Origin of the sequence: Streptomyces sp. NBC_01477, from assembly GCF_036227245.1 — a bacterium.
Lineage (GTDB): Bacteria > Actinomycetota > Actinomycetes > Streptomycetales > Streptomycetaceae > Actinacidiphila.
In genome coordinates this window covers 2614785-2637088 of sequence record NZ_CP109445.1, presented here as the reverse complement: position 1 = coordinate 2637088, position 22304 = coordinate 2614785, and the positions used below count along the sequence as shown (strand labels likewise).

General features: G+C 72.0%; 28 protein-coding genes. 23 read left to right on the top strand and 5 right to left on the bottom strand.

The window, feature by feature from the left end; all coding sequences use genetic code 11:
* Nucleotides 1–25: 25 nt before the first annotated feature.
* From OHA86_RS10580 to OHA86_RS10495, 18 genes are all read left to right on the top strand, one after another.
* Nucleotides 26–154, top strand: coding sequence for an LPFR motif small protein (locus tag OHA86_RS10580; RefSeq protein ID WP_329174439.1), 129 nt, complete (start codon nucleotides 26–28; stop codon nucleotides 152–154).
* Between the two features lie 131 nt (nucleotides 155–285).
* Entirely contained in the window at nucleotides 286–1335 is a 1050-nt protein-coding gene (locus tag OHA86_RS10575) for an acyl-CoA dehydrogenase (protein ID WP_329174437.1), read from the top strand.
* Complete coding sequence (locus OHA86_RS10570) at nucleotides 1332–2105, top strand: PIG-L deacetylase family protein (protein WP_329174435.1); 774 nt, start codon at nucleotides 1332–1334, stop codon at nucleotides 2103–2105. Before OHA86_RS10575 ends, OHA86_RS10570 begins: the two co-directional genes overlap by 4 nt.
* Nucleotides 2102–2728 carry an SAM-dependent methyltransferase gene (locus OHA86_RS10565; protein ID WP_329174433.1) on the top strand — a complete coding sequence of 209 codons (627 nt, stop codon included), beginning with the start codon at nucleotides 2102–2104 and terminating at the stop codon, nucleotides 2726–2728. Before OHA86_RS10570 ends, OHA86_RS10565 begins: the two co-directional genes overlap by 4 nt.
* Before the next feature lie 11 nt (nucleotides 2729–2739).
* Complete coding sequence (locus OHA86_RS10560) at nucleotides 2740–3432, top strand: glycosyltransferase (protein WP_329174431.1); 693 nt, start codon at nucleotides 2740–2742, stop codon at nucleotides 3430–3432.
* A gap of 271 nt (nucleotides 3433–3703) precedes the next feature.
* Complete coding sequence (locus tag OHA86_RS10555) at nucleotides 3704–4048, top strand: STAS domain-containing protein (protein ID WP_329174429.1); 345 nt, start codon at nucleotides 3704–3706, stop codon at nucleotides 4046–4048.
* A gap of 191 nt (nucleotides 4049–4239) precedes the next feature.
* Entirely contained in the window at nucleotides 4240–4707 is a 468-nt protein-coding gene (locus tag OHA86_RS10550; protein WP_329174427.1) for a hypothetical protein, read from the top strand.
* On the top strand, nucleotides 4704–5021 hold the full coding sequence (locus OHA86_RS10545) for a monovalent cation/H+ antiporter complex subunit F (RefSeq protein WP_329174425.1): 318 nt from the start codon (nucleotides 4704–4706) through the stop codon (nucleotides 5019–5021). Before OHA86_RS10550 ends, OHA86_RS10545 begins: the two co-directional genes overlap by 4 nt.
* Nucleotides 5022–5049: 28 nt before the next feature.
* Nucleotides 5050–5346, top strand: a complete 297-nt coding sequence (locus OHA86_RS10540) for a cation:proton antiporter (protein WP_329174423.1) — start codon at nucleotides 5050–5052, stop codon at nucleotides 5344–5346.
* Nucleotides 5343–5627, top strand: coding sequence for a Na(+)/H(+) antiporter subunit B (locus OHA86_RS10535; protein WP_329174421.1), 285 nt, complete (start codon nucleotides 5343–5345; stop codon nucleotides 5625–5627). Before OHA86_RS10540 ends, OHA86_RS10535 begins: the two co-directional genes overlap by 4 nt.
* Nucleotides 5624–6358, top strand: a complete 735-nt coding sequence (locus OHA86_RS10530; RefSeq protein ID WP_329174419.1) for an MnhB domain-containing protein — start codon at nucleotides 5624–5626, stop codon at nucleotides 6356–6358. Before OHA86_RS10535 ends, OHA86_RS10530 begins: the two co-directional genes overlap by 4 nt.
* Before the next feature lie 11 nt (nucleotides 6359–6369).
* A complete protein-coding gene (locus OHA86_RS10525; protein ID WP_329174417.1) occupies nucleotides 6370–6717 on the top strand; it encodes a sodium:proton antiporter in 348 nt (115 codons plus the stop codon).
* 4 nt (nucleotides 6718–6721) lie between these two features.
* Nucleotides 6722–8548, top strand: a complete 1827-nt coding sequence (locus OHA86_RS10520; protein WP_329174415.1) for a complex I subunit 5 family protein — start codon at nucleotides 6722–6724, stop codon at nucleotides 8546–8548.
* 210 nt (nucleotides 8549–8758) lie between these two features.
* On the top strand, nucleotides 8759–9385 hold the full coding sequence (locus tag OHA86_RS10515; RefSeq protein WP_329174414.1) for a TetR/AcrR family transcriptional regulator: 627 nt from the start codon (nucleotides 8759–8761) through the stop codon (nucleotides 9383–9385).
* 54 nt (nucleotides 9386–9439) lie between these two features.
* Nucleotides 9440–11497 (top strand): HelD family protein, encoded by a 2058-nt coding sequence (locus OHA86_RS10510; RefSeq protein WP_329174412.1) that lies wholly within the window; start codon nucleotides 9440–9442, stop codon nucleotides 11495–11497.
* 201 nt (nucleotides 11498–11698) lie between these two features.
* Nucleotides 11699–12316: a superoxide dismutase gene (locus tag OHA86_RS10505; protein WP_329174411.1), complete on the top strand. Its 618-nt coding sequence runs from the start codon at nucleotides 11699–11701 to the stop codon at nucleotides 12314–12316.
* Between the two features lie 196 nt (nucleotides 12317–12512).
* Entirely contained in the window at nucleotides 12513–13301 is a 789-nt protein-coding gene (locus OHA86_RS10500) for a ferritin-like domain-containing protein (protein WP_329174409.1), read from the top strand.
* A complete protein-coding gene (locus tag OHA86_RS10495; RefSeq protein WP_329174407.1) occupies nucleotides 13298–14215 on the top strand; it encodes a ferritin-like domain-containing protein in 918 nt (305 codons plus the stop codon). The genes OHA86_RS10500 and OHA86_RS10495 overlap by 4 nt, the downstream gene beginning before the upstream one ends.
* A gap of 154 nt (nucleotides 14216–14369) precedes the next feature.
* Here the strand turns inward: OHA86_RS10495 and OHA86_RS10490 are convergent, their stop codons facing one another.
* Entirely contained in the window at nucleotides 14370–14573 is a 204-nt protein-coding gene (locus OHA86_RS10490) for a hypothetical protein (protein ID WP_329174405.1), read from the bottom strand.
* A gap of 254 nt (nucleotides 14574–14827) precedes the next feature.
* Between OHA86_RS10490 and OHA86_RS10485 the strand changes: the two genes are divergently transcribed.
* Complete coding sequence (locus OHA86_RS10485) at nucleotides 14828–15607, top strand: SDR family oxidoreductase (RefSeq protein WP_329174403.1); 780 nt, start codon at nucleotides 14828–14830, stop codon at nucleotides 15605–15607.
* 844 nt (nucleotides 15608–16451) lie between these two features.
* On the opposite strand, the gene OHA86_RS10480 is transcribed toward OHA86_RS10485, so the two are convergent.
* Nucleotides 16452–17888: a tyrosine-type recombinase/integrase gene (locus OHA86_RS10480; protein WP_329174401.1), complete on the bottom strand. Its 1437-nt coding sequence runs from the start codon at nucleotides 17886–17888 to the stop codon at nucleotides 16452–16454.
* 138 nt (nucleotides 17889–18026) lie between these two features.
* Nucleotides 18027–18293 (bottom strand): helix-turn-helix transcriptional regulator, encoded by a 267-nt coding sequence (locus OHA86_RS10475; protein WP_329174399.1) that lies wholly within the window; start codon nucleotides 18291–18293, stop codon nucleotides 18027–18029.
* Between the two features lie 282 nt (nucleotides 18294–18575).
* On the opposite strand from OHA86_RS10475, the gene OHA86_RS10470 reads away from it, so the two are divergent.
* The 3 genes from OHA86_RS10470 to OHA86_RS10460 all read left to right on the top strand — a co-directional run bounded on the left by OHA86_RS10470 (nucleotide 18576) and on the right by OHA86_RS10460 (nucleotide 19403).
* Nucleotides 18576–19001: a DUF3800 domain-containing protein gene (locus OHA86_RS10470; protein WP_329174398.1), complete on the top strand. Its 426-nt coding sequence runs from the start codon at nucleotides 18576–18578 to the stop codon at nucleotides 18999–19001.
* On the top strand, nucleotides 18998–19129 hold the full coding sequence (locus tag OHA86_RS10465) for a hypothetical protein (protein WP_329174396.1): 132 nt from the start codon (nucleotides 18998–19000) through the stop codon (nucleotides 19127–19129). Before OHA86_RS10470 ends, OHA86_RS10465 begins: the two co-directional genes overlap by 4 nt.
* Nucleotides 19130–19211: 82 nt before the next feature.
* Entirely contained in the window at nucleotides 19212–19403 is a 192-nt protein-coding gene (locus tag OHA86_RS10460; protein WP_329174394.1) for a hypothetical protein, read from the top strand.
* Nucleotides 19404–19435: 32 nt separating this feature from the next.
* On the opposite strand, the gene OHA86_RS10455 is transcribed toward OHA86_RS10460, so the two are convergent.
* A complete protein-coding gene (locus OHA86_RS10455; protein ID WP_329174392.1) occupies nucleotides 19436–20704 on the bottom strand; it encodes a PIN domain-containing protein in 1269 nt (422 codons plus the stop codon).
* A gap of 94 nt (nucleotides 20705–20798) precedes the next feature.
* Nucleotides 20799–21386, bottom strand: coding sequence for a hypothetical protein (locus tag OHA86_RS10450; protein ID WP_329174390.1), 588 nt, complete (start codon nucleotides 21384–21386; stop codon nucleotides 20799–20801).
* A gap of 60 nt (nucleotides 21387–21446) precedes the next feature.
* Between OHA86_RS10450 and OHA86_RS10445 the strand changes: the two genes are divergently transcribed.
* A complete protein-coding gene (locus tag OHA86_RS10445) occupies nucleotides 21447–22217 on the top strand; it encodes a transposase (protein WP_329182351.1) in 771 nt (256 codons plus the stop codon).
* Nucleotides 22218–22304: the final 87 nt, after the last annotated feature.

The following is a 22304-nucleotide window of genomic DNA, read 5'->3' as shown; positions in this document are numbered from 1 at the left end:
CGATGATCCGGAGAGAGGACATCCCATGTTCAAGGCAGTCGCAGACGTTCTCCGCTCGATCGGCGGCGCGATAGCCACCGTCGTCAGCCTGCCCTTCCGCGCGGTCGCCCGGCTCTTCGGCGGCGCCTCCGACAGCGCCCACGGGCACCACTGACCACCCGCCCGCGCACCCCGGCACCGGGATGCGCGCGGCGGCGCCCGGCACAAAGGTTGCCGTAGGCGCGCCCCGCGCCGTCACGGCCCGCACCAGCGCGTCCCCGACGCAGACCCCGAGGAGAGGCGCCGATGCCCAGCACCACCCATGACGCGATCACCGCTGCCCTTGCGACGGGGCCGGCCGGTTCGCGCGCCCCGACCGGCTTCTCCGCGGACGCCGCGCGGGCGAGTACCGCCGCCGCCTTCGCCGACCGGGTGGACGACATCGACGCCGGGCGGCTCGACTTCCCGCTGCCGGGCGGCGGACGCACGGCAGCCCGCTTCCGCGCTCTGACCGCGGTCGCGGCGGACGACCTCTGCGTGGCCCGGCTGGTCGAGGGCCACGTCGACGCGACGGCGATCCTCGCGGAGCTGGACGGCCCGCGGGCCGGCGCCGGCGAGCGCTGGGGCGTCTGGGCGGCGGAACCGCCGGGGGAGGGGCTGACCGCCACCCGGACGGACCAGGGCTGGACGCTGAACGGCCTCAAGCCGTACTGCTCCGGCGCGCACAGCTGCACCCACGCCCTGGTGACCGCCACCGCGGGCGAGGACCGCCGGCTCTTCGCGGTGGCGACGGCGGACCCCGGCTGCCGCCCCGTCCCCGGCACCTGGCGGGCGCTGGGCATGGCGGGCAGCGACACCCCCGACGTGCGCTTCGACGGCGTGCACGCCGTCGCCGTCGGCGGCGTCCGGGAGTATCTGACCCGGCCCGGCTTCCAGCACGGCGGCATCGGTGTCGCCGCCTGCTGGTACGGCGGCGCGCTCGCCGTCGCGGAAGCCCTGCGCACAGCGGCCGGGCGGCGCGAGGACGTCCTGACCGACGCCCACATGGGCGCCGTCGACATGCGGCTGCACGCGGCCGGGGCCGTGCTCGCGCAGGCAGCGGTCGAGATCGACCTCGACCCGGACGACACCGGCGGCACCGCCCGGCTCAGGAGCCTGCGCACCCGGGCGTTCGTCGAGTCGGTGTGCGCGGACGTCCTGACGCACGTGGGACGCGCCACCGGAGCCGGGCCGCTGTGCCGCGACGAGCGGCACGCGCGTACCGCCGCCGACCTGACCGTCTACATCCGCCAGCACCACGCGGAACGCAATCTCGCGGAACTGGGCGGCCTCGTCGCCCGTAAGGAGCACTCGTGACGGAGCAGCAGGGGCGCTCGGGACCCGCCCACGCCAACCCCATCCAGGCGCCCGGCACCGACGAGCGCCTCTGGCAGGCGTGGGACGGCTGGGAGGGGCTGCCCGAATGCCGGCTGCCGCGCACCGGACGCGTGGTGGTCGTGGCCGCCCACCCCGACGACGAGGTGCTGGCCGCCGGCGGCACGATCGCGCTGCTCGCCGGCGCGGGCGTCGGCCTGACCCTCGTGTCGGTCACCGACGGCGAGCGGTCCCACCCGCACAGCACCGTCCACACCCCGCGGGAGATGGCCGGGATCAGGGCCGCCGAGGTCAAGGACGCCCTCGCGGAACTGGGCGCGTCCGCCGCCGAGGTGGTCCGCCTGCACGTGCCCGACACCGAGACCCCCTTCCACGAGGACGAGATCGCCAAGAAGCTCGCCGGCCCGCTGTCCGGCGCCGCGCTGTGCCTGACCCCGTGGATCGGCGACGTGCACGGCGACCACGAGGCCGTGGGCCGCGCCACGCTGGCCGCCGCCCGCACCGCGGACGTGCCGGTGCTGATGTACCCGGTGTGGATGTGGCACTGGGCGCGGCCCGACGACCCCGCCCTGCCCTGGACCTCCGCGCAGCGCGTGACGCTCACCCCGGACGCGGTCGCGCGCAAGCGGGCCGCCGTCGAGCGCTTCGCCAGCCAGATCCGGCCGCTCGGCCCGGGACCCGGCGACGCGCCGGTCCTGCCCCCGGACGAGATCGCCCACCACCTCCGGCACGTCGAGGTGGTCTTCGGATGACCGGCTCCGGCACGCCGACCGGCTACTTCGACACGATGTACCGCGACGCCGACGACCCGTGGCACCTGACGGAGCGCTGGTACGAGCAGCGCAAGTACGACCTGACGGTCGCGGCGCTCCCGCTGCCGCGATACCGCCGAGCCTTCGAGCCCGCCTGCTCGGTCGGCGAACTCACCCGGCGCCTCGCCCCGCGCTGCGACGCCGTGCTCGCCTGCGACCGCGTGGCCTCGGCCGTCCGCACCGCCCGCTCGCGTACCGCGGAATTCCCGCAGGTGACCGTGGAGCGGATGACCGTGCCGGACGAATGGCCCGAGGGGACCTTCGACCTGGTGGTGCTGTCGGAAGTCCTCTACTACTTCGAACCAACGCAGCTGGACGCGCTGCTGGCCCGCACGGTCGCGAGCCTGGAGCCGGGCGGCACCCTCGTCACCGTGCACTGGGACCACCCCGTGCCCGAGCACCGCAGCACCGGGACCGGCGTCGCCGCGGTCGTCGGCGCGACCGCGGGGCTGCACCTGGTGGCCGACCACCGCGAGGACGACTTCGTCCTCCAGGTCCACCAGCGCGCCGGCCACGACGGACAGCCGCCGGCCAGTCCCGCGGCGCGTGAGGGACTGGTGTGAACGTCGCTTCGATGGCCGTCGTCGTGCCGGCCCGCAACGAGGAGGCGCTGCTGCCCGCGGCGCTCGACGCACTGGCCGCCGCGTCCCGGCACCCGCTGCTCGCCGGGCTGCGCGTGCTCACCGTGGTCGTCGCGGACTCCTGCCACGACAGGACCGCCGCGGTCGCCCGCCGCGCGGGCGCGCTCGTCGTGGAGGGCGACTACCGCAACCCCGGCCGCGCCCGCGCCGCCGGCACCGACCGGGCACTGGCCGAACTCGGCGCGCCCGCGGGCGGGATCTGGATCGCGGCGACCGACGCGGACAGCGTCGTCCCTCCCGACTGGCTCGCCCACCAGCGCGCCCGCGCCCACGAGGGCTGGGCGGCGGTCGTCGGCACCGTCGTCCTGCCGCCCTCCGCCGCCGCCGAGCGCCACGCACGCGGCTACGAGGCCGGGCGCCCACCGGCGGGGACGCCCTGGCGGCACCCGCACGTACACGGCGCCAACCTCGGCGTGGCCGCCTACGCCTACCGCGACGCGGGCGGTTTCCCGCCGCTGGGCGCGGGCGAGGACCGCGCCCTGGTGGCCGCGCTCGAAGGGCGCGGCCACCGCGTCCTGCGCACCGCGGACTCCCCGGTACTCACCTCCGCGCGCCTGCGGGCCCGGGCCCGTGGCGGGTTCGGCGACCACCTGGCCGCGCTGGCGGCGGGTCAGGGCGCGGGCTGAAGTGGGCGTCCTCGGGTGGCCCGCGCGCCGGTGGCCGTGCCGAATCCGGCGACCGCTCGGCCGGGTTGACGGCGGGTCGGGGCGCCGGTTGAGCAAGACGTCCTCTGACCGGCCGCGGGTCCGGGCCCGTGGCGGGTCCGGGGATCATCCGGCCGCATCGCCTGCGGGTCAGGGCGCGTTCGCCGTCGTGCGGCACGCGGTGTTCTGACCCGCCGGCTGCGGGATCGGATGCGCCAGGTGTGGGATCCGCCGCAGCGGGCAGACGCGCGGCATGACTATGGAGCGCCACAAGCCGGCCGCCGGCGCCGACCAGGCCGAGTTCCCGGTGATCGCCCCCGAAGGCGATCTCGACGTGGAGAATCTCGAACCGCTGGCGAGCCGGCTGCGGTCCGCCGCGGCGGACTCCCCTGTGGTGATCATCGACGCCACCCGCATCACCTTCGGCGACTCCAGCCTGCTGCGGGTGCTGCTCGAAGTGCAGCGGCTCACCGAAGTACGGATCGCCGGCCCGCAGCCCGCGGTGCGGCGGCTCATCGAACTGGTCGGCTTCGACCGGGTCCTGAAGGTGTTCCCCTCGCTGGAGGCGGCCGAGGCGGCGCCGGTCCCGGTGCGGTGACCCCGGCGCGGGCGTACGCACCCCACACACGGACGCACACGGACGCACGACGGCCGTGCGCACCCCGCGTGCGGCCGTACGGGTGACGCGCGGCGCGGCGCGGGTGCGTGCGGAATCCGCGTCCTGGCAGCCGCCCAGAATGCACACGGTGAGCGCGCGGCGTCGGTGACCGGGAAGCGAGGCGGGATCGGGTGCGTACGGCGGTGGTCGAGCTGGTGGCGTGGTGGGCCGTCCTGGCTGCCACGTCCGTCATGCTGATCAGCTCGGTCGTACCCGTCGAACTCCTCGTGGCGGCCCTCGCGGCAGCCGCCGGCGCCTTCGCCGCACGCCGGATCCGCCTCGCGGTCGGGCTCCGCCTGTCCCCGCCCGGCGGCGCCCTGCGCGCCGCGGCACTCCTGCCGTGGTCCGTCGTACGGGGCTGCGCCGTCCTGATCCGGGCGACCTCGGGCCGGGCGGACCGGGCGGGCCGGGCGGCGGGGCTGCGCCGGATCGAGCTGCGCGAGGACGCCGGGGCCGACTGGGCCGGATTCCTGCTCGCCGCCTCCCCCGACACATGCGTCGTCGGGATCACCCGCGACGGCGCCCGCGTGTGCGTCCACGGCCTGCGGCACGGGACGACCCCGGTGGAGCGAGCGGTGGCGCGGGGCGGTGGGCGGTGACCGCCTGGACCGCCGCGGCGCTGGCGCTGCTGGCCGGCGCGGGACCGCTGTGCCTGTGGGGTGTCGCGTCCGGCCGGCCGGTACGGCGGCTGGTCGCCATGTCGCTGCTGTCCACCGTGGTGGGCGCGGTCTTCCTCGTACTCCCGCGGGCCTACGGGCGCTCGTCCTACCAGGACCTGGCGCTGACGCTCGCCGTGGTGTCGCCCACCGGCACGCTCGTCTTCACCCGCTTCGTGGCCGGGGCCGATCCGGACGCCCCTGACAACGGCGCTTCCAGCGGCGCCGCCGAGGAGATGGCGGGGGAAGGCCCATGACGCGGCGGGTACGGGGGAGGGAGCGCGGATGAGCGCGGGGCATGTGGTCGTACTCGTCCTGCTGTGGGCCGGGGTGGCGTGCGTCCTGCTGTCGGCGGTGGCCCTGGTGCGGCTGGACGGCGCCTTCATGCGGCTGCACGCGCTGGCGCCCGCCTCCTGCCTGGGCCTTCCGCTGATCGCGCTGGCGGTGGCGGTCGACCAGGGCGCGGGGCGCGCGGCGGTCAAGACCCTGCTGATCGGGCTGCTGTTCGCGGTCGGCGGTACGGCGAGCGCCATCGCGGTCGGCAAGGCCGCGGACAAGTCGGGCGAAGGAGCCGACCGGTGAACACGGCCCTGGTGGGCGTCGCCCTCGGCCTGGTGGTGGTGTGCGCCACGATCGCGGTGCTGTGCCGCGAGCCCGCCCGGCAGGCCGTGGTGCTCGCCGCCCTCGGGCTGTCCCTGTCGGTGCTCTTCGCCGTCCTCCAGTCGCCGGACGTCGCGCTCTCGCAGCTGGCCGTCGGCACCGCGCTGACACCGCTGCTGATCCTGCTGACCATCCGCAAGGTCTCCCGCCGTCCGGCCGCCGACCCGCGGCGCACCGACGAGGAAGCGGGGGACGGGGAGTGAGCTCCCGCGCCCGCCTGCTGATGTTCGCCGTCGCCGCCCTGGCCATCGGCGTGTTCTTCGCCGTCGCCTGCACCGAACTGCCCCGCTTCGGCGGCAGCGCCCACCCGTACGGCTACCGGGTGGTGGCCGCGGCGCTCGACCACCGCACCGCGAACGTCGTGTCGTCGGTGAACTTCGACGTGCGCGCCTTCGACACCCTCGGCGAGGAGTCGATCCTGTTCACCACGGTGCTCGGCGCGACGCTGCTGCTGCGGCTGGCCCGCGACGAGCGCCAGGTGGCGGCGGCCTCGGAGGACGTGCTGCCCACCACCCGGCTCTTCGGCGCGGTGCTGCTGCCCATCAGCCTGGTGGTCGGTGTGTACATCATCGCGCACGGCCAACTCAGCCCCGGCGGCGGCTTCCAGGGCGGAGTCATCCTCGCCACCGGCCTCCACCTCGGCTATCTCGCCGCCGACTACCGCGTGCTCCAGCGGGTACGCCCGCTCGCCGCCCTGGACGTCGCGGACTCCCTCGCGGCGGCCTCGTTCACCGCGATGGGCCTGGCGGGACTGGCAGCAGGCGGCGCCTTCCTGCGGAACGTACTCCCGCTGGGCACCTTCAACACGATCACGTCCGGCGGCATGGTGCCGCTCTTCAACGCCGCCGTCGGGATCGAGGTGGCCTCCGGGGTGATCGTGCTGCTGGCCCACTTCCTCGACCAGGCCGTCGAGACCACCGGACCCCGGGAATAGGAGGCGGACGGATGGGAGTGTGGCCCTACCTCGCCGCGGGCTGGATCCTGCTCGTCGCCCTGTACGGGATGGTGACCAGCAGGAACCTCATCCACGCGATCGGGTGCCTGGCCGTCGCGCAGTCCTCGACGTACGTCCTGCTGCTCGCCGTCGGCTACCGGGACCACGGCACCGCCCCGGTCTTCTCCGACCTCGAACCCGGGTCGCGCCCCCTGGTCGACCCCATCGTGCAGGCCCTCGTGCTGACCGACATCGTCGTCGGCGCCACGGTCACCGCCCTGCTGCTCGCCCTGACCATCCAACTGCGCAAGCGGCACGGCACGGTCGACCCGCAGGCACTCACGGGGCTGAAGGGCTGACCGCGTGAGCGTCGCGACCCTGCTGCCGGTCGCGGTGGCCATCCCGCTGCTCGGCGCGGCCCTGCTCGCGGTCACCGGGCGCGTGCTGCCCCGCGTCGGCTGCGACGTCCTGGCGACCGCCGTCGCCGCGGCCGACATCGTCTGCCTGGCACTGCTGTGGCCGCACACCCGGGGCGTCGCCGTCGTGCGGCTCGGGGGCTGGCCCGCCGACGTCGGCGTCGTCCTGGCGGCCGACCGGCTCGGCGCTGGCCTGGCGCTGCTGGCCGCGTGCCTGGTCCTGGCCGTCCTGGGCTACTCCTGGCGCTACTTCGACGAGCCGGCGGGCGAACGGTCGGGGGTCTTCCCCGCCATGGTGCTGGTGTTCGAGGCCGGCATGGTCGGCTTCGCGCTGACCGGCGACCTCTTCAACGCCTTCGTCTTCTTCGAGCTGATGGGCGCCGCCGCCTACGCCCTGACCGGCTACCGCATCGAGGACCCCAGACCGCTCCAGGGCGCGCTGACCTTCGGCATCGTCACCTCCTTCGCCGCGTACTGCTCGCTGCTCGGCATCGGACTGCTCTACGCCCGCACGGGCCAGCTCGGCCTGGCCGCCATGGGCCGGGGGCTCGCCGCCCACCGCACCGACCTGCTCGTCGTGCTCGCCTTCGTCCTGGTCGTCACGGCCATGCTGGTCAAGGCCGCCGTCATGCCCTTCCACTTCTGGCTGCCCGACGCGCACGCCGTCGCGCCGACACCGGTGTGCATGCTGCTGTCCGGCGTGATGGTCGAACTCGGCGTCTACGGGATCGGCCGGGTCTACTGGACGGTCTTCTCCGGCGCGGGAGGTGTCGCGCACGACGCCTTCCGGCACACCTTCGTCGCCCTGGGCGTCCTCACCGCCCTGCTCGGCGCGGTGATGTGCTGGAAGCAGCGGCACCTCAAGCGCATGCTCGCGTTCTCCACCATCGGCCATGTCGGGCTGTTCGTGGCGGGCGTGGCGATGCTGACGCCCGCGAGCACCGCGGGCATCGCGCTCTACGTGGCGGCGCACGGCTGCGCCAAGGCGGCGCTTTTCGGCCTGACCGGCGTCCTGCTGGACCGCTTCGGATCCGTGGACGAGCACGGGCTGTTCGGGCGGGCGCGCGATGTGCCGTGGATCGGCGCGCTGTTCGTCGCCGGCGCGCTCGCCCTGGCCGGCCTGCCGCCGTTCGGCACGGGGCTCGGCAAGGCGCTGGCCGAGGACGCCGCGGGCCATGCGTACCCCTGGCTCCCGGCCGTCTACGTGGCCACGTCCGCGCTGACCGGAGGCGCTGTGCTGCGCGCGGCGCTGCGGGTCTTCTGGGGCGCGGGAAAGGAGCCGCACAGCCATCCCGACGAGGCGCAGACCACGGGTGAGGGCGAGCAGCCCGAGACGCATGACCCGCGGCGCAGGCCGCCGCCCATGATGATCGCCGTGCCGGCGGTGCTCCTCGCCGCGTGCCTGACTCTCGGCTGCCTTCCCGCCGTCGCCCACGCCCTGGCCGGCGGTGCCCGCACCTTCACCGACCCCGCGGCCTATCGCGCCGCCGTACTCGGCCCGGCCGGCGCGGTCCCGCACGCGGGCGGCCCGCTCGTGCCGTCGGCGTGGACCGGCAGCGGGGTCCTGCTCGGCACGGTGTCGGCGCTCGCGGCGGTCCTCTTCGCCTGCCTCGCCGCTTTTCGCCCCCGGGCCCTGCCGCACCGGCTGTCCCGGACGGTACGCACCTGCGTGAACGGCCTGCGCCGCCTGCACTCCGGGCACCTCGGCGACTATCTCGCGTGGCTCGCGTCGGGGGTGGCCGTGCTGTGCGCTGCGCTGGCGGGGCAGGGGTGAGGTCCTGCCACGGTGCGGTGGCGTCGCTGCCTTCCCCCGGTGGGGGCTGAGCGCGCAGTTCCCCGCGCCCCTGCGGGGCTCGTCCTCTGCCGCTGAGGGCAACACAGGCGGCGGGCCGCGGCCGCCACCCGGGCCGCCTCACCGGGGAGGCCCGTGGCGGGGACCGGCCGCCGTCACCCTCTGACCGGCGGAGCCATACGCTGCATGACCATGAGCAACCCCCCTGGCTTGCGCGAGCACAAGAAGCAGCAGATGTACCAGCGGCTCTCGGACACCGCCATCGCCCTGTTCCTGGACAAGGGCTTCGAGCGCGTGACCGTCGCCGACGTGGCCGCCGCGGTCGACATCTCCAAGCCGACCCTCTTCCGGTACTTCCCGGCCAAGGAGGACCTCGTGCTGCACCGGCTGGCCGACCACGAGGGGGAGGCCGGCCGGGTCGTCGTACAGCGCCCGGCCGGGTGCTCCCCGCTCTACGCCTTGCGGCGGCACTTCCTTGACGGGCTCGACCGGCGCGACCCGGTGACCGGGCTGAACGACGACGCCGAGGTGCTCGCTTTCCACCGGCTGCTGTACGGGACCCCGTCGCTGGTGGCGCGGCTGCACACGCACCTGGAGCGGGACGAGGCCGCGCTCGCGGACGCCCTCGGCGGCGGGAGCGCCGGTATCCGGGTACGGCTTGCCGCCGGGCAGATCGTCGCCGTGCAGCGCATCCTCGCCCAGGAGAACTGGCGGTGTATCGCCGCGGGCCGGAGCGCGGACGCGCTCCGGCCCGAAGCAGCGGCGGCGGCCGAGGACGCCTTCACCCAGCTGGGAGCCGGTCTGTCCCGCTACGCGTGACCGGTGACCCGAGTAGGGTAAAAAACGTTACCGGGTTGCATTATTCTCGGTGGAATGACACTCCCCGACGCCGCTCTCAGTGATGCCCTCACCGAGGAACGCAGCTACCACGACGCATGCCGCACCGCGCTGGGCGCGATGATCGACGGAGCCCAGGACCAGGTGATCGTCGGCGAGAACGCCTCCGCGTCCGGCGCCGACGCCGAAGTGCTCGGGTACCGGCTGCGCAGCCAGGCCGAAGAGCTTCGCGAACTCCCCGCGGGACCCCTGTTCTTCGGCCGCCTCGGCTTCGCCCAGGACGCCGCCACCGCGGGTGGCCACGCCGGGCAGAGCTACCACATCGGCCGGGTCCGCATCTCCCGGCACCCCGCCGCCCCGCCGCTCGTGGTCGACTGGCGCGCCCCCGTGTCCCGCGCGTTCTACCAGGCGGGCCCGCACGACCCGCGAGGCGTCGCCGTGCGGCGGCGGTTCGGCTGGACGGCCGGGAGCCGGGGCGACTCCGCCGATCTGACCGGCCTGGAGGACGAGCACCTGGGCGCGGGCGAAGCGCGGGAGAGCGGCATCGTCGCCGGTGAGATCGAGCGCCCCCGGGTCGGACCGATGCGCGACATCGCCGCCACCATCCAGCCGGAACAGGACGACCTCGTACGCCAGGACGTCACCACCTCGATCTGCGTCCAAGGCGCCCCGGGCACCGGGAAGACCGCGGTGGGCCTGCACCGCGCGGCCTATCTCCTCTACACCTTTCCGCAGCGCGTCCAGCGCGGCGGAATGCTCATCCTCGGGCCCAACCGCACCTTCCTGGCCTACATCCGCGAAGTGCTCCCCGCGCTCGGCGAGTCCGGTGTGCGGCAGTCCACCGTCGAGGACGAGATCGCCGGCCACCCGGTCCAGGCGCGTGACACCGAGGCCGCGGCCCTGGTGAAGCACGACCTCCGCATGGCCGGGGTCCTGCGCCGGGCGCTCTACGCGCGGGTACGACCCGAGGGAGCCGAGTCCTTCGTCCTGCCCGACGGTTCCTACCGCTGGCGGATCCCGTCAGGGGAGCTGGCGCGGATCGTCCGGGACGTACGGGCCGAGGAACCCGCCTACGCCGTGGGGCGCGACCGTACCCGTACCCGTGTCGTCCGCGCGGTCCAGGAGGAGGCCGAGCGGCGGACGGGACCGCGTACCGGCTCGTGGACCTCCAGGGTGTCGCGGAGCCGACCGGTCACCGCCCTGGTCAACGCGGTCTGGCCCGCCGTACGGCCCGAGGAGGTCCTCGCGGACCTTTTCACCCGTCCGGACGTACTGGCCGCCGCGGCCGAGGGCGTCCTCGGCGACGCCGAGCAGAAGGCGCTGCTGTGGGCCGGGCCGCCGCGGTCGTCCACCTCGGCCCGCTGGTCGGCGGCCGACCTGGTACTGCTCGACGAGCTCGCGGGCCTGATCGAACGCCCCGCCGGCTACGGACATGTCGTCATCGACGAGGCGCAGGACCTGTCGCCGATGCAGTGCCGCGCCATCGCCCGCCGCTCGGCCTTCGGCTCGCTGACCGTCCTCGGCGACCTGGCCCAGGGCACCACCCCCTGGGCCGCGCGCGACTGGTCCGAGCTGCTCGGCCATCTGGGCAAGCCGGACGGCGTCGTCACCCCGCTGACCACGGGCTTCCGCCTCCCCGGCGCGGTCGCCGCCCTCGCCGACCGGCTGCTGGAACACCTCGACGCGGACGTACCTCCCGCCCGCTCCCTGCGCCGCGACGGTGACCTGAGGATCGAGGCGGCGGACGACACCGCGGCGGCGACCGCCACGGCGGTGCGGGCCGCGCTGGCCCATGAGGGCTCCATCGGCGTCATCGCGGCCGACGCCGAGGCGCCCCGCTTGCGCGACGCGCTGGTCGCGGCCGGTATCCCGGTGTCCGGGCCGGACGGGGCGGGTGCGCGGGTCAGTGTGGTGCCGGCCTCGGCCGTCAAGGGACTGGAGTACGACCACGCCGTCGTGGTCGAACCCGCCGCCATCGTCCAGGCCGAGCCGCGCGGCCTGAACCGCCTGTACGTGGCGCTGACCCGGGCCGTCTCGCGCCTCCACGTCATCCATTCGGCGCCGCTGCCGCCCGCGCTGGCCCGGACGGCATGACGGAACCGGGTGGGCGGGGCCGGCCGGCCGGCGGGTGCCGGGTGAAAGACGATCAGCGAGGAAAAGGACTTCCGAAGCTGTCGGGCCGACCCCACCCGACACCATGGTGATGCACATTGCTCGTTGTTGCAACCACCTCGCAATAGCGGTCTAGGGTGGCCGTGGCACGTTAACGACCACCATGGAAAGGGGCCGTGCCTGATGGGCACTTACGCTCTTCCTGACCTGCCGTACGACTACTCCGCCCTCGCACCGGCCATCACCGGCGAGATCCTGGAGCTGCACCACGCCAAGCACCACGCGGCGTACGTCAAGGGCGCCAACGACACGCTGGAGCAGATCGCCGAGGCCCGCGACAAGGACGCGATCACCCCGACCGGCCTTGTCGGCCTGGAGAAGACCTTCGCCTTCAACCTCTCCGGGCACGTGCTGCACTCGATCTTCTGGCAGAACCTCGCACCCGACGGCGGTGACCGCCCCGACGGCGCGCTGGCCACCGCGATCGACGAACACCTCGGCGGATTCGAGGCGTTCAAGAAGCAGCTCACCGTCGCGACCGCGTCGGTACAGGGCTCCGGGTGGGGCGTGCTCGCCTGGGAGCCGCTCGGCAAGCGGCTGATCGTGGAGCAGGTCTACGACCACCACGGCAACGTCGGCCACGGCGCCACCCCGCTGCTGGTCTTCGACGCCTGGGAGCACGCCTACTACCTCCAGTACAAGAACGTCCGCCCCGACTACGTCACCAAGCTCTGGGACCTCGTCAACTGGGCCGACGTCCAGGCCCGTTTCACCGCGGCGACGGCGGCCGTCGCCGGCTGACACACCCCGCCGGGGGCGGGCCGGGAGGACGAACGGGGGCTTCCCGGCCCGCCCGCCGGCGGCCGGTCGCTTATTGCGCCTGGCGAGTGACCTTTCGGGGCGCTCCCCGTGTTGAGGCCGATCGCCGGTGCCGGCAGTCACGAAGCTGGTCTTTCCCGCCTGCTGACCGAGCGGGCGCCCGGAGAGATGGGGCGTGATGGGCGTAAAGCACATCGACACCCGGCTGCTCGAAGAACTGACCGAGCAGTCACAGGACCTGAACAGCGACGCCGTACGCATCACCCAGGCCGCGCTGGGCGACTTCGCCGAGGCCGCGGGTCCGCAGCCGAGCCGTTGGTGGCGGCGCGGAAGCGCGGCCACCGGAGCGGCGGGCGCCGCGGCCCTGCTGAGCCCGGCACGTGCCGTCGCCGCCACGTCGAGCGACGACGTCATGGCGCTGCAGACCGCCGCGTCGATCGAGAACCTGGCGATCAGCGTGTACAAGACCGCCGCCGGCCTGTCCTTCATCAAGGACGGCAACAAGACGATCGCGGCCTTCATCGCGAAGACCACCACCCAGCACCAGGCGCACCTGGCGGCGTTCAACTCCGCGGTCACCCAGGCCGGCGGCAAGCAGCAGACCGCGCCCGACCCGAAGTACGCGGCGATCGTCAAGCAGACCCTGCCGTCGATCAAGACCCCGGCGGACGTGGTGAAGCTGGCGATCACGCTGGAGGACGTGGCCGCGGAGACGTACACCAAGAACGTCAGCCAGGTCAGCAGCGCCCAGTTGCGCAAGCTGTTCGCGTCGGTCGCGCCCGTGGAGGCGCAGCACCGGGCCACGCTGCTCGCCGTGCAGGCGCTGCTCGCCGACAACATGGGCAACCTGATCGCCATCCCGACCGATGCCGCCAAGCTCCCCGCGGCCGTCGGCAGCGTCGGCATCCCCGACACCTTCTACCCGACCAAGAACGCCTCGCCGATCTCCGAGGGGGCCGTGAAGTGACCACCTCACGCGACTGGGACATGCCGATCAGCGAGGACCAGCTCGCCCGGCTCACCCGCGACATGGAAACCGCCCACCGCGACACCCTGCCGGACATGCGGGCCCGCGCGGTGGACCTGGCCGAGGACATCCGCAGCCATGGCGGCGGGGCGGAGGACGCCGGCAGCGACGGCGGCGCCGGGTACGTTCGCGGCGGTGGCGGGGCCGGGGACATCCTCGGCCGCGGCAGGGGGGCCGAGGGCGCTCCGGGCCGCCGACGCTTCCTCGCCGGCGCCGCCGGTCTCACGGCCGCCGTGGCGCTGGCCGCCTGCTCCAACGGCGACAAGACCAACTCGGCCGCCTCGACGAAGGGCGTCGGCGCGGCGCCGTCCAGCTCCTCGTCCTCCTCGTCCTCTTCTTCCAGCAGCCAGTACACCGGCGACCTGAAGATCGTCGCGCTCGCGGTGGCACTGGAGAACCAGGCGGTCGGCGCTTACCAGACCGCGCTGACGGCGGCCAAGGCGGGCAAGCTCGGTACGGTGCCGCCGGCCGTCGCCACCTTCATCACCACCGCGATGGCCCAGCACGCCGACCACGCCAAGGCGTGGAACGCGGTGCTGACCGGGGCGGGCAAGCCCGCGATCACGAATGTGCCGCTGTCCAACCAGCCGGCCACCCTCGCGGCGCTGGGCAAGGCCAAGACGGTCACCGACGTCGCGAAGCTGGCGCTCCAGCTGGAGGACCAGGCCGCGCAGACGTACCTGTTCGCCACGTACAACGTGCATGCGGCGGCCGGGATCGCCACCGCGGCGAGCATCGCGCCGGTCGAGGCGATGCACGCGGCCATCCTGCACTTCGTGCTCGGCCAGTACCCGGTGCCGGACACCTTCCTGCCGGTGGACAAGGCCGCCAATCCCGCGCTTCTGACGGTCTGACCGCACAGCCCTGGGCCGGGGCCGAGCAGTCCGTTCCCCCGTCAGGGGCGGGCCGCTCGCCCGGGCCACCGGCAGCGCTGCCCGCGTCCGCACACCGTCAGCGGGTCGCCGGGCCTGTTCTGCCGGGTGACGGTGGGAGCGGGGGCGGCGGGCGTCAGCCCTTGCGGAACTTCTCGACCATGGCGTCCGCGTCGGCCTCGTTGGGCGCGGTGCCCACACTGCCGATGCCGGTGCTGCCGCCCTCGTTCTGCCACTTCTGGATCAGCTCGCGCTTCTGCTCGTTGGGCAGCTGCTCCACCCACTTGCGGTTTTCCGATGACATCCGGCCCGTCATCTCGCCCAGGGGATCGTTCGCCATCTCACGTCCTCCTCGCATCGCTGCCGGCCTTGCTGTCGACACTTCCAACATCTCAAACGACCGCCCTGACCGCGACCGGAGACCCGGGGAGTGTGCTCGCCCCGTACACACACCTCTGTGAGGAGGGGAAAGAGGTCCCGGCCGATCCCGGATACCCGTCCCGCCGGATACCCGTCCCGCCGGCGAGTCGGCCGCCGGCCCCGGTCGCCGCTGCTCCCGCTGCTCCCGCCGCACCTTCCCGACAGGAGACCGACATGACGTCCGTGCTCATCACCGGCGCCTCCAGGGGTATCGGCCGGGCCATCGCGATCGAACTTGCCGAGCGCGGACACCGGGTCGTCGCCACCGCCCGCCGGCCGGAAGACCTCGACGATCTCCCCGTCGACCAACGCCTCCGCCTCGACGTCACCGATCAGAAGAGCGTCGACGACGCCCTCCTCGAGGCCGGGGAGATCGACGTGCTCGTCAGCAACGCCGGCGCGACGGTCCGCGCGCCGCTGGAGAACGTGCCCCTCTCCGAGGTCGAAGCGCTCTTCCAGCTCAACACCTTCGGCCCCCTGCGGCTGGTGCAGGGCGTGCTGCCCGCCATGCGTGAACGAGGCGCGGGCCGAGTGGTCTTCGTCTCCAGCGTCCAGGGCCGGATCGTCATGCCGATCATCGGCCCGTACGCCGCCAGCAAGTGGGCGCTGGAGGCGTTCGCCGAGACGCTGGCCGTCGAGGCGGGCCACTTCGGCGTCAAGGTGAGCATTCTCCAGCCGGGCACCGTCTCCTCCGGCGGACCCGAGCGCGCCAAGTCCTTCTTCACCGAGGACGACCCCTACACGCCCCTCTTCGAGCAGTTCGGGACACTGCGCGGCACCTCCGTCTTCGAGGCCGTCACCCCCGAGCAAGTGGCCGTCGCGGTGGCCGACACGATCGAACTCCCCGATCCTCCGCTGCGCGTCCCGGTGGGCGACCCGGCCAGGACCGCCCTGGAGGCCCGAAAGGCGGCACCGGAGGACGCTCCCTTCCTCCCGGTCGCACTCGACTGGTAGCCGCCACCGGAGCCACCAGGGGCTTGGGTACCCCGGGACGGGAACTCACCACGGCCGCCCCGGTCGCCCACCGCGGGCGGGCGGCCTTCTCGGCACGGAACTCACCACCCCTGGCCGGGCACCGGCGGCAGGCAGCGTCCGACATCGTTACCGCCCGGTGGCGGCACGTCGTCGGCGCACCCGCGCGTGCCTGTGGGCCTTCCGCCAACCGCCCGACCGGAGAGCGGCCTGCGGCCATGCGCCTGAACGGGTGGTTCGGCTCGTGAGGCCGCTTCCGCGGCAGCGGGTCGGAAAAGCATCCACCGGGCACCGCCGCCGATGGCGTGCCGCGGAATCCGGCGGGGAACGGGCGGTGTCAGCGGCCGGGCGGGAACGGGCGATCCGGGTACCGCCGCCGACCGGCGCGGCATTGTCCCCCGCCCCTGCCCGGCGCGCGAACGGGCGCGCCCGCGGTAGCCGATACGACGCTGTGCGGCGGCAGCGGCTACACCACCTGCACGACGCCAACCACACCGATCACGGTTACAGCTCCCAAAGGGGCAACAGCTATTGGGGCGCCGACCCGGGGCGCGACTGCACCAACTACGTGGCCTTCGTGGAGTCGACGGTCAACGCGGCGGCGTATCCCGGAAACGGCCTTGGCGACGCCAAGGACTGGGGGGCGAACGCGGCCGTCAAGGGGCATCCCCGGCAAGTCGACCTGAGACCCAGAACTCACCCCCGTCGCCGGCAGGTTGGCCGGCGGGATGGGGGCGGCGCGGTGGACGGCCTGGGCGATGGCGGTGGGGCGCACGCCGAGCGGCGTCGGCGCCCGGGGAGTCGCGAGTGTGGGCGGGTCGAGCGGTCAGCACTCGATGACGTTCACCGCGAGGCCGCCGCGGGCGGTCTCCTTGTACTTGACCTTCATGTCGGCGGCACCCCATGCGGTGGCTGTGACCTGCGGTTTCAGTGACTCCGGGGTGAGCCACGACGGTGCCAGGGACTGCTCAGGGACTTTCCGCTGCTGGTCGCTCGCCAGCCAGGTGTCCATCACGGCCAGACCCCGCTGGCCCGCGCCGGGCATGAAGTGGGCGTAGTGGGCGAGCGTGATGTTCGGCGAGGAGTGCCCCAGCCAGGCCGACACGCTGACGATGGACTCGCCCGCCTCCAGCTGCACGCTGGCGTAGGTGTGCCGCAGAATGTGGAACATGTCGCGCCGCGAGCGTTCGAAGACAGGATGACGGCGGGTGCGCGCGCCGTGCCGCTCCACCTTCCAGCCGACCTCGCGGAGCACACCGGCGCTTGCGAGCGCCGGCTTCCAGCTGCGCTCGTTCCAGGTCCTGTAGTTGATCCGCAGGCCGTGCGAGGAGCTGAGCACGAGCCGCACCGTGATCGGCTTGCGCTGGCGCTCTTCGAGGTCGGTCGTCGGCTCCTCGGGGTTCCGCCACGGCAGGGTGCACGCGACCGGAGGGAAGCGCCGGAAGTGGAGCCGCGCCCTTCGAGCGAGGTTGGGGGAGAGGGGCACCTCGCGGGTCTTACGGCCCTTGGGCAGGCAGAAGTACGGTCGGCCCTTCGCGTCCCACCGGAGCTGCCGCCGCACGCGTACGACCATGGCCCGGAAGTCGACGTCCTCCTCACCGAGGCCGAACGCCTCGCCCTGACGAAGTCCGAGGCCGAGCCCGAGGTCCACGGCGAGCTGATAACGCTCCTGTAGACCGGCCCGCACGGCATCAGCGGTCGCCCGGGGCCACGCCTGCGCCTTCTTCTTGACGGGCTTGGGCCGTTTCACGCTGCGGTTGGCTGCCACCGGGCTCTTGGCGAGGCGCTTGTCGTCGACCGCGGCGTTGAGGATGGTGGTCAGGTGGATCCAGATGACCTCGGCGGTCGACTCCTCGACACGTGCGAGCAGACCCGCCCTGAAGGTGCGGAGAGCTGAGGCGTCGATCCCCCGCAGGGGGTACGACCCGAGGAGCGGAATGATGTGGTTCCGGATACGGCTGCGCATGGGCGCCGCGGTCGAGGGCTCGTCGGTCCGGCTGGGCCACCAGCAGCCCTCGATGTAGTCGGCGAGGAGGATGTCGCCGTTCCTCGGGTCGACGAACTCCTGCCGCGCACTGTCCGCCTGGGCCATGGCGAGCCACTTCTTCGCGTCCTCGCTGGAGTCGAAGGACCGGTCCTGGACCCCGGATATGCCTTTGACCCGGTAGCGTTTTCCCTTCCCCCACAAAGAGGTGCGCTCGCGCTTGCCGGTTTCTTTGTCCGGCCGCTTCTTGAGCCATCGGTCTTCTATGTAGCCTGCCATCGCCGCTCTCCTGCCAGCTTGAATGTTCCGTTCCGATCAAGGCGGTGTGGGGAACGCTTCTTCGGGGCAGGTCGGATCCCGCTGTGGGACGCGAATACGGTGTCGTTTGGGTGTCGTTGCTCTGGGGAGTCGAAGGCGTCACGGTGTGCGTCGCTGCGGTTTCCGGTTCAGCGGATTCAAGGCGGGATTGGACCGGGAGTCGGCCATCTCCTGCTGATCCACCCACTCGTCGAGTGCGGAGACCCTGTACATGACGCGTCGGCCCATGCGGAAGCTCGGCGGCCCCTGGCGGCGATGCCGCCACACGTAGAGGGTGTTGGGGGAGATGCCGAGGTAGGCCGCGGCGCGCGGCAGGGTGAGGAACGCGGCTTCGGGCCGGTGCGTGGTGGTGCTGCTGCTATCCATGACGGGGTCCTCCTGCGGGTGGGAATCAGCTCGCCGCAAGAGTGGGGGAAGGGGCCGGGCTTGGACGGTCCGCGTATCCGTGATAAGCAGCTGCCCTAAGGGCTGTCCCGTAAGCGCCAGAAGGCGTGGGAATTGCGACCTCCGGAGCCGGAGGTTCCCGCACACTCCGCGCAGCTAACCAGCCGGACGGCACGATCGAGGCTGAGGGGGATAGGCGACCGCTGCGGGTTCCATCGCCGACTAGGGCTGGCCCGTCCCGCAGCTTGTGGGCATCCTCCATGAATGTCCACTTCATGCTCGGAGCGCCCCGTCGTTTACGTCGACGAGTCCGCCAACTCGGGCCAGAACCTCCTCGACCTGCACCAACCTGTCTTCACAGTGGCCGGGGTCCACCTCCCTGACGACCTCGCCGCCTCCATCGTCGACGAGGTCCGTGGGCAGCTCCCGCGCGATCTGCGCGAGCCGAAGTACGCGTCGCTGGCTGGCTCCAACCGCGGACGGCATTCGCTGATGAACGCCTTCTCTCACCTCTCCAAGGGGAGCGTGCGGACCTACCTGGTCCACAAGCGATTCATGGTGATGACCAAGATGGTCGACGTCATCCTGTACGAGGGGAAGGAAACACTTGCCCTGGCGAACATGCTGCACCTGGCCGGCCCGGTCATGGGGGATGCGGATCCTATGACCGGATGCTCCACGCGTTCGTGAACTGGATCCGACAGAAGGCCACCACCGACGAGCTGTGCGCGGCTGTGACCGCCCTCAAGTCCTCCGTGCACAACAAGCAGTTCGCCGATTACCTGGAGATCGTGGGAATACTGCCGGCCTGTCGCTGACGAGCACGCAGCGGAGAACACATCCAAGAGGCATCGGGACGAACTGGATCCGGCGATCCCAAGCCTGTACTGCCTCGCTACCATGTTCGGTCAGACTCTGGGCAAGTTCCGGCTGGTGCACGACACATCAAAAGTCATCGAGCGCAACACCACCGGACTGCACACCGTGCACCTCCTCCCCGATCCCGCACGGCCGGGCGAGTTCATGAAACCCTTTATGAGCGCCATCGAGTTCGCGGACAGTAAGGACCACCCGCAGCTTCGGCAGCGGTAGGGGCGCCGGGGGAAGGCGCCGGTAGCGCCCGACTACTCCCTGCCATCGGGCTCCTTCGGCAAGTCGCGGACAGGCTCCGCGATTTGGTCGTTCAGCTCGCGTGACGCTGGGTTGTTGTCGAGGACGCTGCGAATCGCGTCCTCGAGCGGCGACAGGTCCGGGCCGAGCTGATCCGAGATGCGAGCCAGGGTGACCTGCATCGCCGGAGTGTTCATCAACGCGGCAAGGTGCGCTCTACCCATGCGCGTCAGGCGCTCCTCTGTCGTCTCCGGGAGCGCCGGCGCGTTGGGGACGTCCTCAGCCGAGATCGGGCCCGGCCGCCGGAAGTCGAGGACCGTCATGGCCTGGTCCGCCGCCGTGCTCAGCAGGACCCGCGTCTCCCAGGCGTAGGCCCGCTCCACCACCTCGCCGCGGATCACCCTGTCGTCCCTAAGCAGCCACCGCACCCAGGCCGTGAAGTAGTGGTGGCCGCCGACCTCGCGGCCGCTCACCTCCAGCACCTTGTCTAGCGCCACCACCGTTGGCGACCAGTTGAGGGCGCCCCCATGCAGCATCCGCGTTTCGCCGTTTACGACCGAGGGCATCGGTGTGCCGCTGATGATCCGGTAGCGCCGTGCCGCGGTCCTCGTCGCGGCCAGGACCGTAGCGTGGCCCTCCTCGGTGTCCAGCAGCTCCCGAACATCCTCGGTGCTGGCCTCCACCTCCGTGGCGAACTGGGTGACGACACCGTCGAGCGACGTGAACAGGCGGAACCGGTGCTCCATACCGGTGATGTCCTTCTGCATCTCCGGCAGGAACTTCCCGTCCTCGGACATGTCCGAGTCGTTGCTGACGAAGTACACGGTCTCGTCCTCGTGGGCCCTCGCGTACTCGACCGCCGTCAGCCAGATCGCGGCGTCCCGGGCCCCGGTCTTGTAGGTACCGCTGTTGACCGTCTTGCACGGGGCGATCTGGTTCGTCTCCCGGAACATGGCCTGCTGGTACGCGGTGTGGGACGTCTCTAGGACTTCCGTGATGGACGAGTACCGCTCCCGCCAATGCCTACGCACGTGCTCGGCCGGCCACCGTTTGGGGTGGTTGACGTGCTCCCAGGAGGTGGCCTTCCGGAGGGCGTCCACCGCGTCCATGGCTGCCTGGTGCTTTTCCGCGTAGGACAGGGCTTGCTGCGCGGCGATCTCCTCCACCGCGATCCACGGTGTGGCCACGCGCTCCACGCCTGCGGCCCGGATGGCACGGAGTACGTCCGCGACGGGACCCCGCAGAGAGGTCCCCTTGATGATGTTCGCGTCCAGGATGATCAATGCGGGGCGCTCCGTGTTCCTCGGCTCCGAGTCGTACGGGCTCACTCTCTCAACTTCTGATCACTGAGGGCGGGGGAATTCCGTCACCGGCGATTTATGGGTTGCCCCGTAGCCCCGAGGAGTTGCGCCACGGCCCTCTGGCCACGAGGGTCTCAGGCTTGGTCGTGTCTCCTTGAGACACTGCGATCACGTTGATGGGTGCTGGGTGCTGGGTGCTGGACGACTCCAGCCACCGGCCCACCAAGTCGTCCACTTCGTCCAGGGCCGGATCGCGACTTCCGCTGGGCGCGTAGGCCGGTGACCGGTCGGCGCGTAGTGGCAGATGGGCGCAATACCAGGCTCGCTGGGCACCGGCTATCTCTGCGGTCGTGCCCGTGCGGAGATAGCCGAGCAATGCTGTCATGACCCTGCGGCGCCCGAATGCGTAGAGCGCCGGCTCGACGAACCAGCGGCAGAAGCTTGGGTCCGGGTCGTAGACAGCGGCAGCCATCAGCGGATCGAAGAACTCCTCAGACAGGGTGGCTCGTTCCAGCAGTGGTCTTCGTGCAACTCCGGCCAGGTGCCGCGCACGTCGGTTTTCAGGCACGTTGGCCGCGACCTCAAGGTCCAGCAGGCGAGCCACTTCGGCTGCGCGTGCAAGGAATGTACGTGTGGACGCCTCGTGGCGGTCGCCTTCGCTCATGGCAGGATTCTCGACGACGGGCCTGAGTCGAAGTGGTTGTATGGGCGAGATGATCTCGATGTGGCTGGTGTGATCACGGCGTCGGTGCCGTCCTGGATAGCCCCGTTCTCCGGGCTGAGCCCGCGCGCCTTCGGGAAGCTGGTGACGGTGCTGCGTCGCGCAGATGCGGATTTGGTCCGCAAGGGTCGGCCGTGGAGCCTTCCGTTGGAAGACCGGACCTTGCTGGTCACCGCGTACTGGCGAACCAACCTGACCATGCGGCAGCTCACCCCGCTGTCCGGGATCTCGAAGTCGGCAGTGGACCGGATCATCGATCACCTGGGACCGATGCTCGCGCTCCAGCCCCGCAAGCGGTTCACCAAGGACACCGTGCTCATTGTGGACGGCACACTGGCCCCTACCCGTGACCACACCGTCGCCGAGCGGTCGAAGAACTATCGGTACTCCACCAACCACCAGGTCGTCATCGACGCCGATACTCGCTTGATCGTCCTGGTCGGTCGACCGCTCGCCGGGAACCGCAATGACTGCAAGGCATGGGAGGAGTCCGACGCCAAGGCCGCTGTCGGGAACACCGTCGCGATCGCCGACGGCGGCTACCCGGGCACCGGACTGGTCATCCCATACCGCCGACAGCGCGGCCAGAGTGAACTCCTGGGCTGGAAGAAGGAACACAACAAGTCCCACAAGCAGGTCCGGGCCCGCATCGAGCACGTCTTCGCCCGCATGAAGACCTGGAAGATCCTCCGTGACTGCCGCTTGAAGGGGGACGGCGTCCACCACGCCATGCTCGGCATCGCACGGATGCACAACCTGGCCCTCGCCGGATAGTTCAGCGGGTCACACTGCGACCAACCATGCCTGAGACGACTCGTAGATCATTTGCGGGACAGCCCTTAGCTAAGGTTGCTGCTGGGT

Coding starts and splice junctions, on each gene's coding strand:
- OHA86_RS10560 (WP_329174431.1), top strand. CDS start 2,740: ATGGCCGTCGTCGTGCCGGCCCGCAACGAGGAGGCGCTGCTGCCCGCG.
- OHA86_RS10510 (WP_329174412.1), top strand. CDS start 9,440: ATGACACTCCCCGACGCCGCTCTCAGTGATGCCCTCACCGAGGAACGC.
- OHA86_RS10460 (WP_329174394.1), top strand. CDS start 19,212: ATGTTCGGTCAGACTCTGGGCAAGTTCCGGCTGGTGCACGACACATCA.
- OHA86_RS10505 (WP_329174411.1), top strand. CDS start 11,699: ATGGGCACTTACGCTCTTCCTGACCTGCCGTACGACTACTCCGCCCTC.
- OHA86_RS10565 (WP_329174433.1), top strand. CDS start 2,102: ATGACCGGCTCCGGCACGCCGACCGGCTACTTCGACACGATGTACCGC.
- OHA86_RS10580 (WP_329174439.1), top strand. CDS start 26: ATGTTCAAGGCAGTCGCAGACGTTCTCCGCTCGATCGGCGGCGCGATA.
- OHA86_RS10540 (WP_329174423.1), top strand. CDS start 5,050: ATGAGCGCGGGGCATGTGGTCGTACTCGTCCTGCTGTGGGCCGGGGTG.
- OHA86_RS10475 (WP_329174399.1), bottom strand. CDS start 18,293: ATGGATAGCAGCAGCACCACCACGCACCGGCCCGAAGCCGCGTTCCTC.
- OHA86_RS10490 (WP_329174405.1), bottom strand. CDS start 14,573: ATGGCGAACGATCCCCTGGGCGAGATGACGGGCCGGATGTCATCGGAA.
- OHA86_RS10480 (WP_329174401.1), bottom strand. CDS start 17,888: ATGGCAGGCTACATAGAAGACCGATGGCTCAAGAAGCGGCCGGACAAA.
- OHA86_RS10450 (WP_329174390.1), bottom strand. CDS start 21,386: ATGAGCGAAGGCGACCGCCACGAGGCGTCCACACGTACATTCCTTGCA.
- OHA86_RS10470 (WP_329174398.1), top strand. CDS start 18,576: ATGTCCACTTCATGCTCGGAGCGCCCCGTCGTTTACGTCGACGAGTCC.
- OHA86_RS10555 (WP_329174429.1), top strand. CDS start 3,704: ATGACTATGGAGCGCCACAAGCCGGCCGCCGGCGCCGACCAGGCCGAG.
- OHA86_RS10515 (WP_329174414.1), top strand. CDS start 8,759: ATGAGCAACCCCCCTGGCTTGCGCGAGCACAAGAAGCAGCAGATGTAC.
- OHA86_RS10575 (WP_329174437.1), top strand. CDS start 286: ATGCCCAGCACCACCCATGACGCGATCACCGCTGCCCTTGCGACGGGG.
- OHA86_RS10525 (WP_329174417.1), top strand. CDS start 6,370: ATGGGAGTGTGGCCCTACCTCGCCGCGGGCTGGATCCTGCTCGTCGCC.
- OHA86_RS10500 (WP_329174409.1), top strand. CDS start 12,513: ATGGGCGTAAAGCACATCGACACCCGGCTGCTCGAAGAACTGACCGAG.
- OHA86_RS10485 (WP_329174403.1), top strand. CDS start 14,828: ATGACGTCCGTGCTCATCACCGGCGCCTCCAGGGGTATCGGCCGGGCC.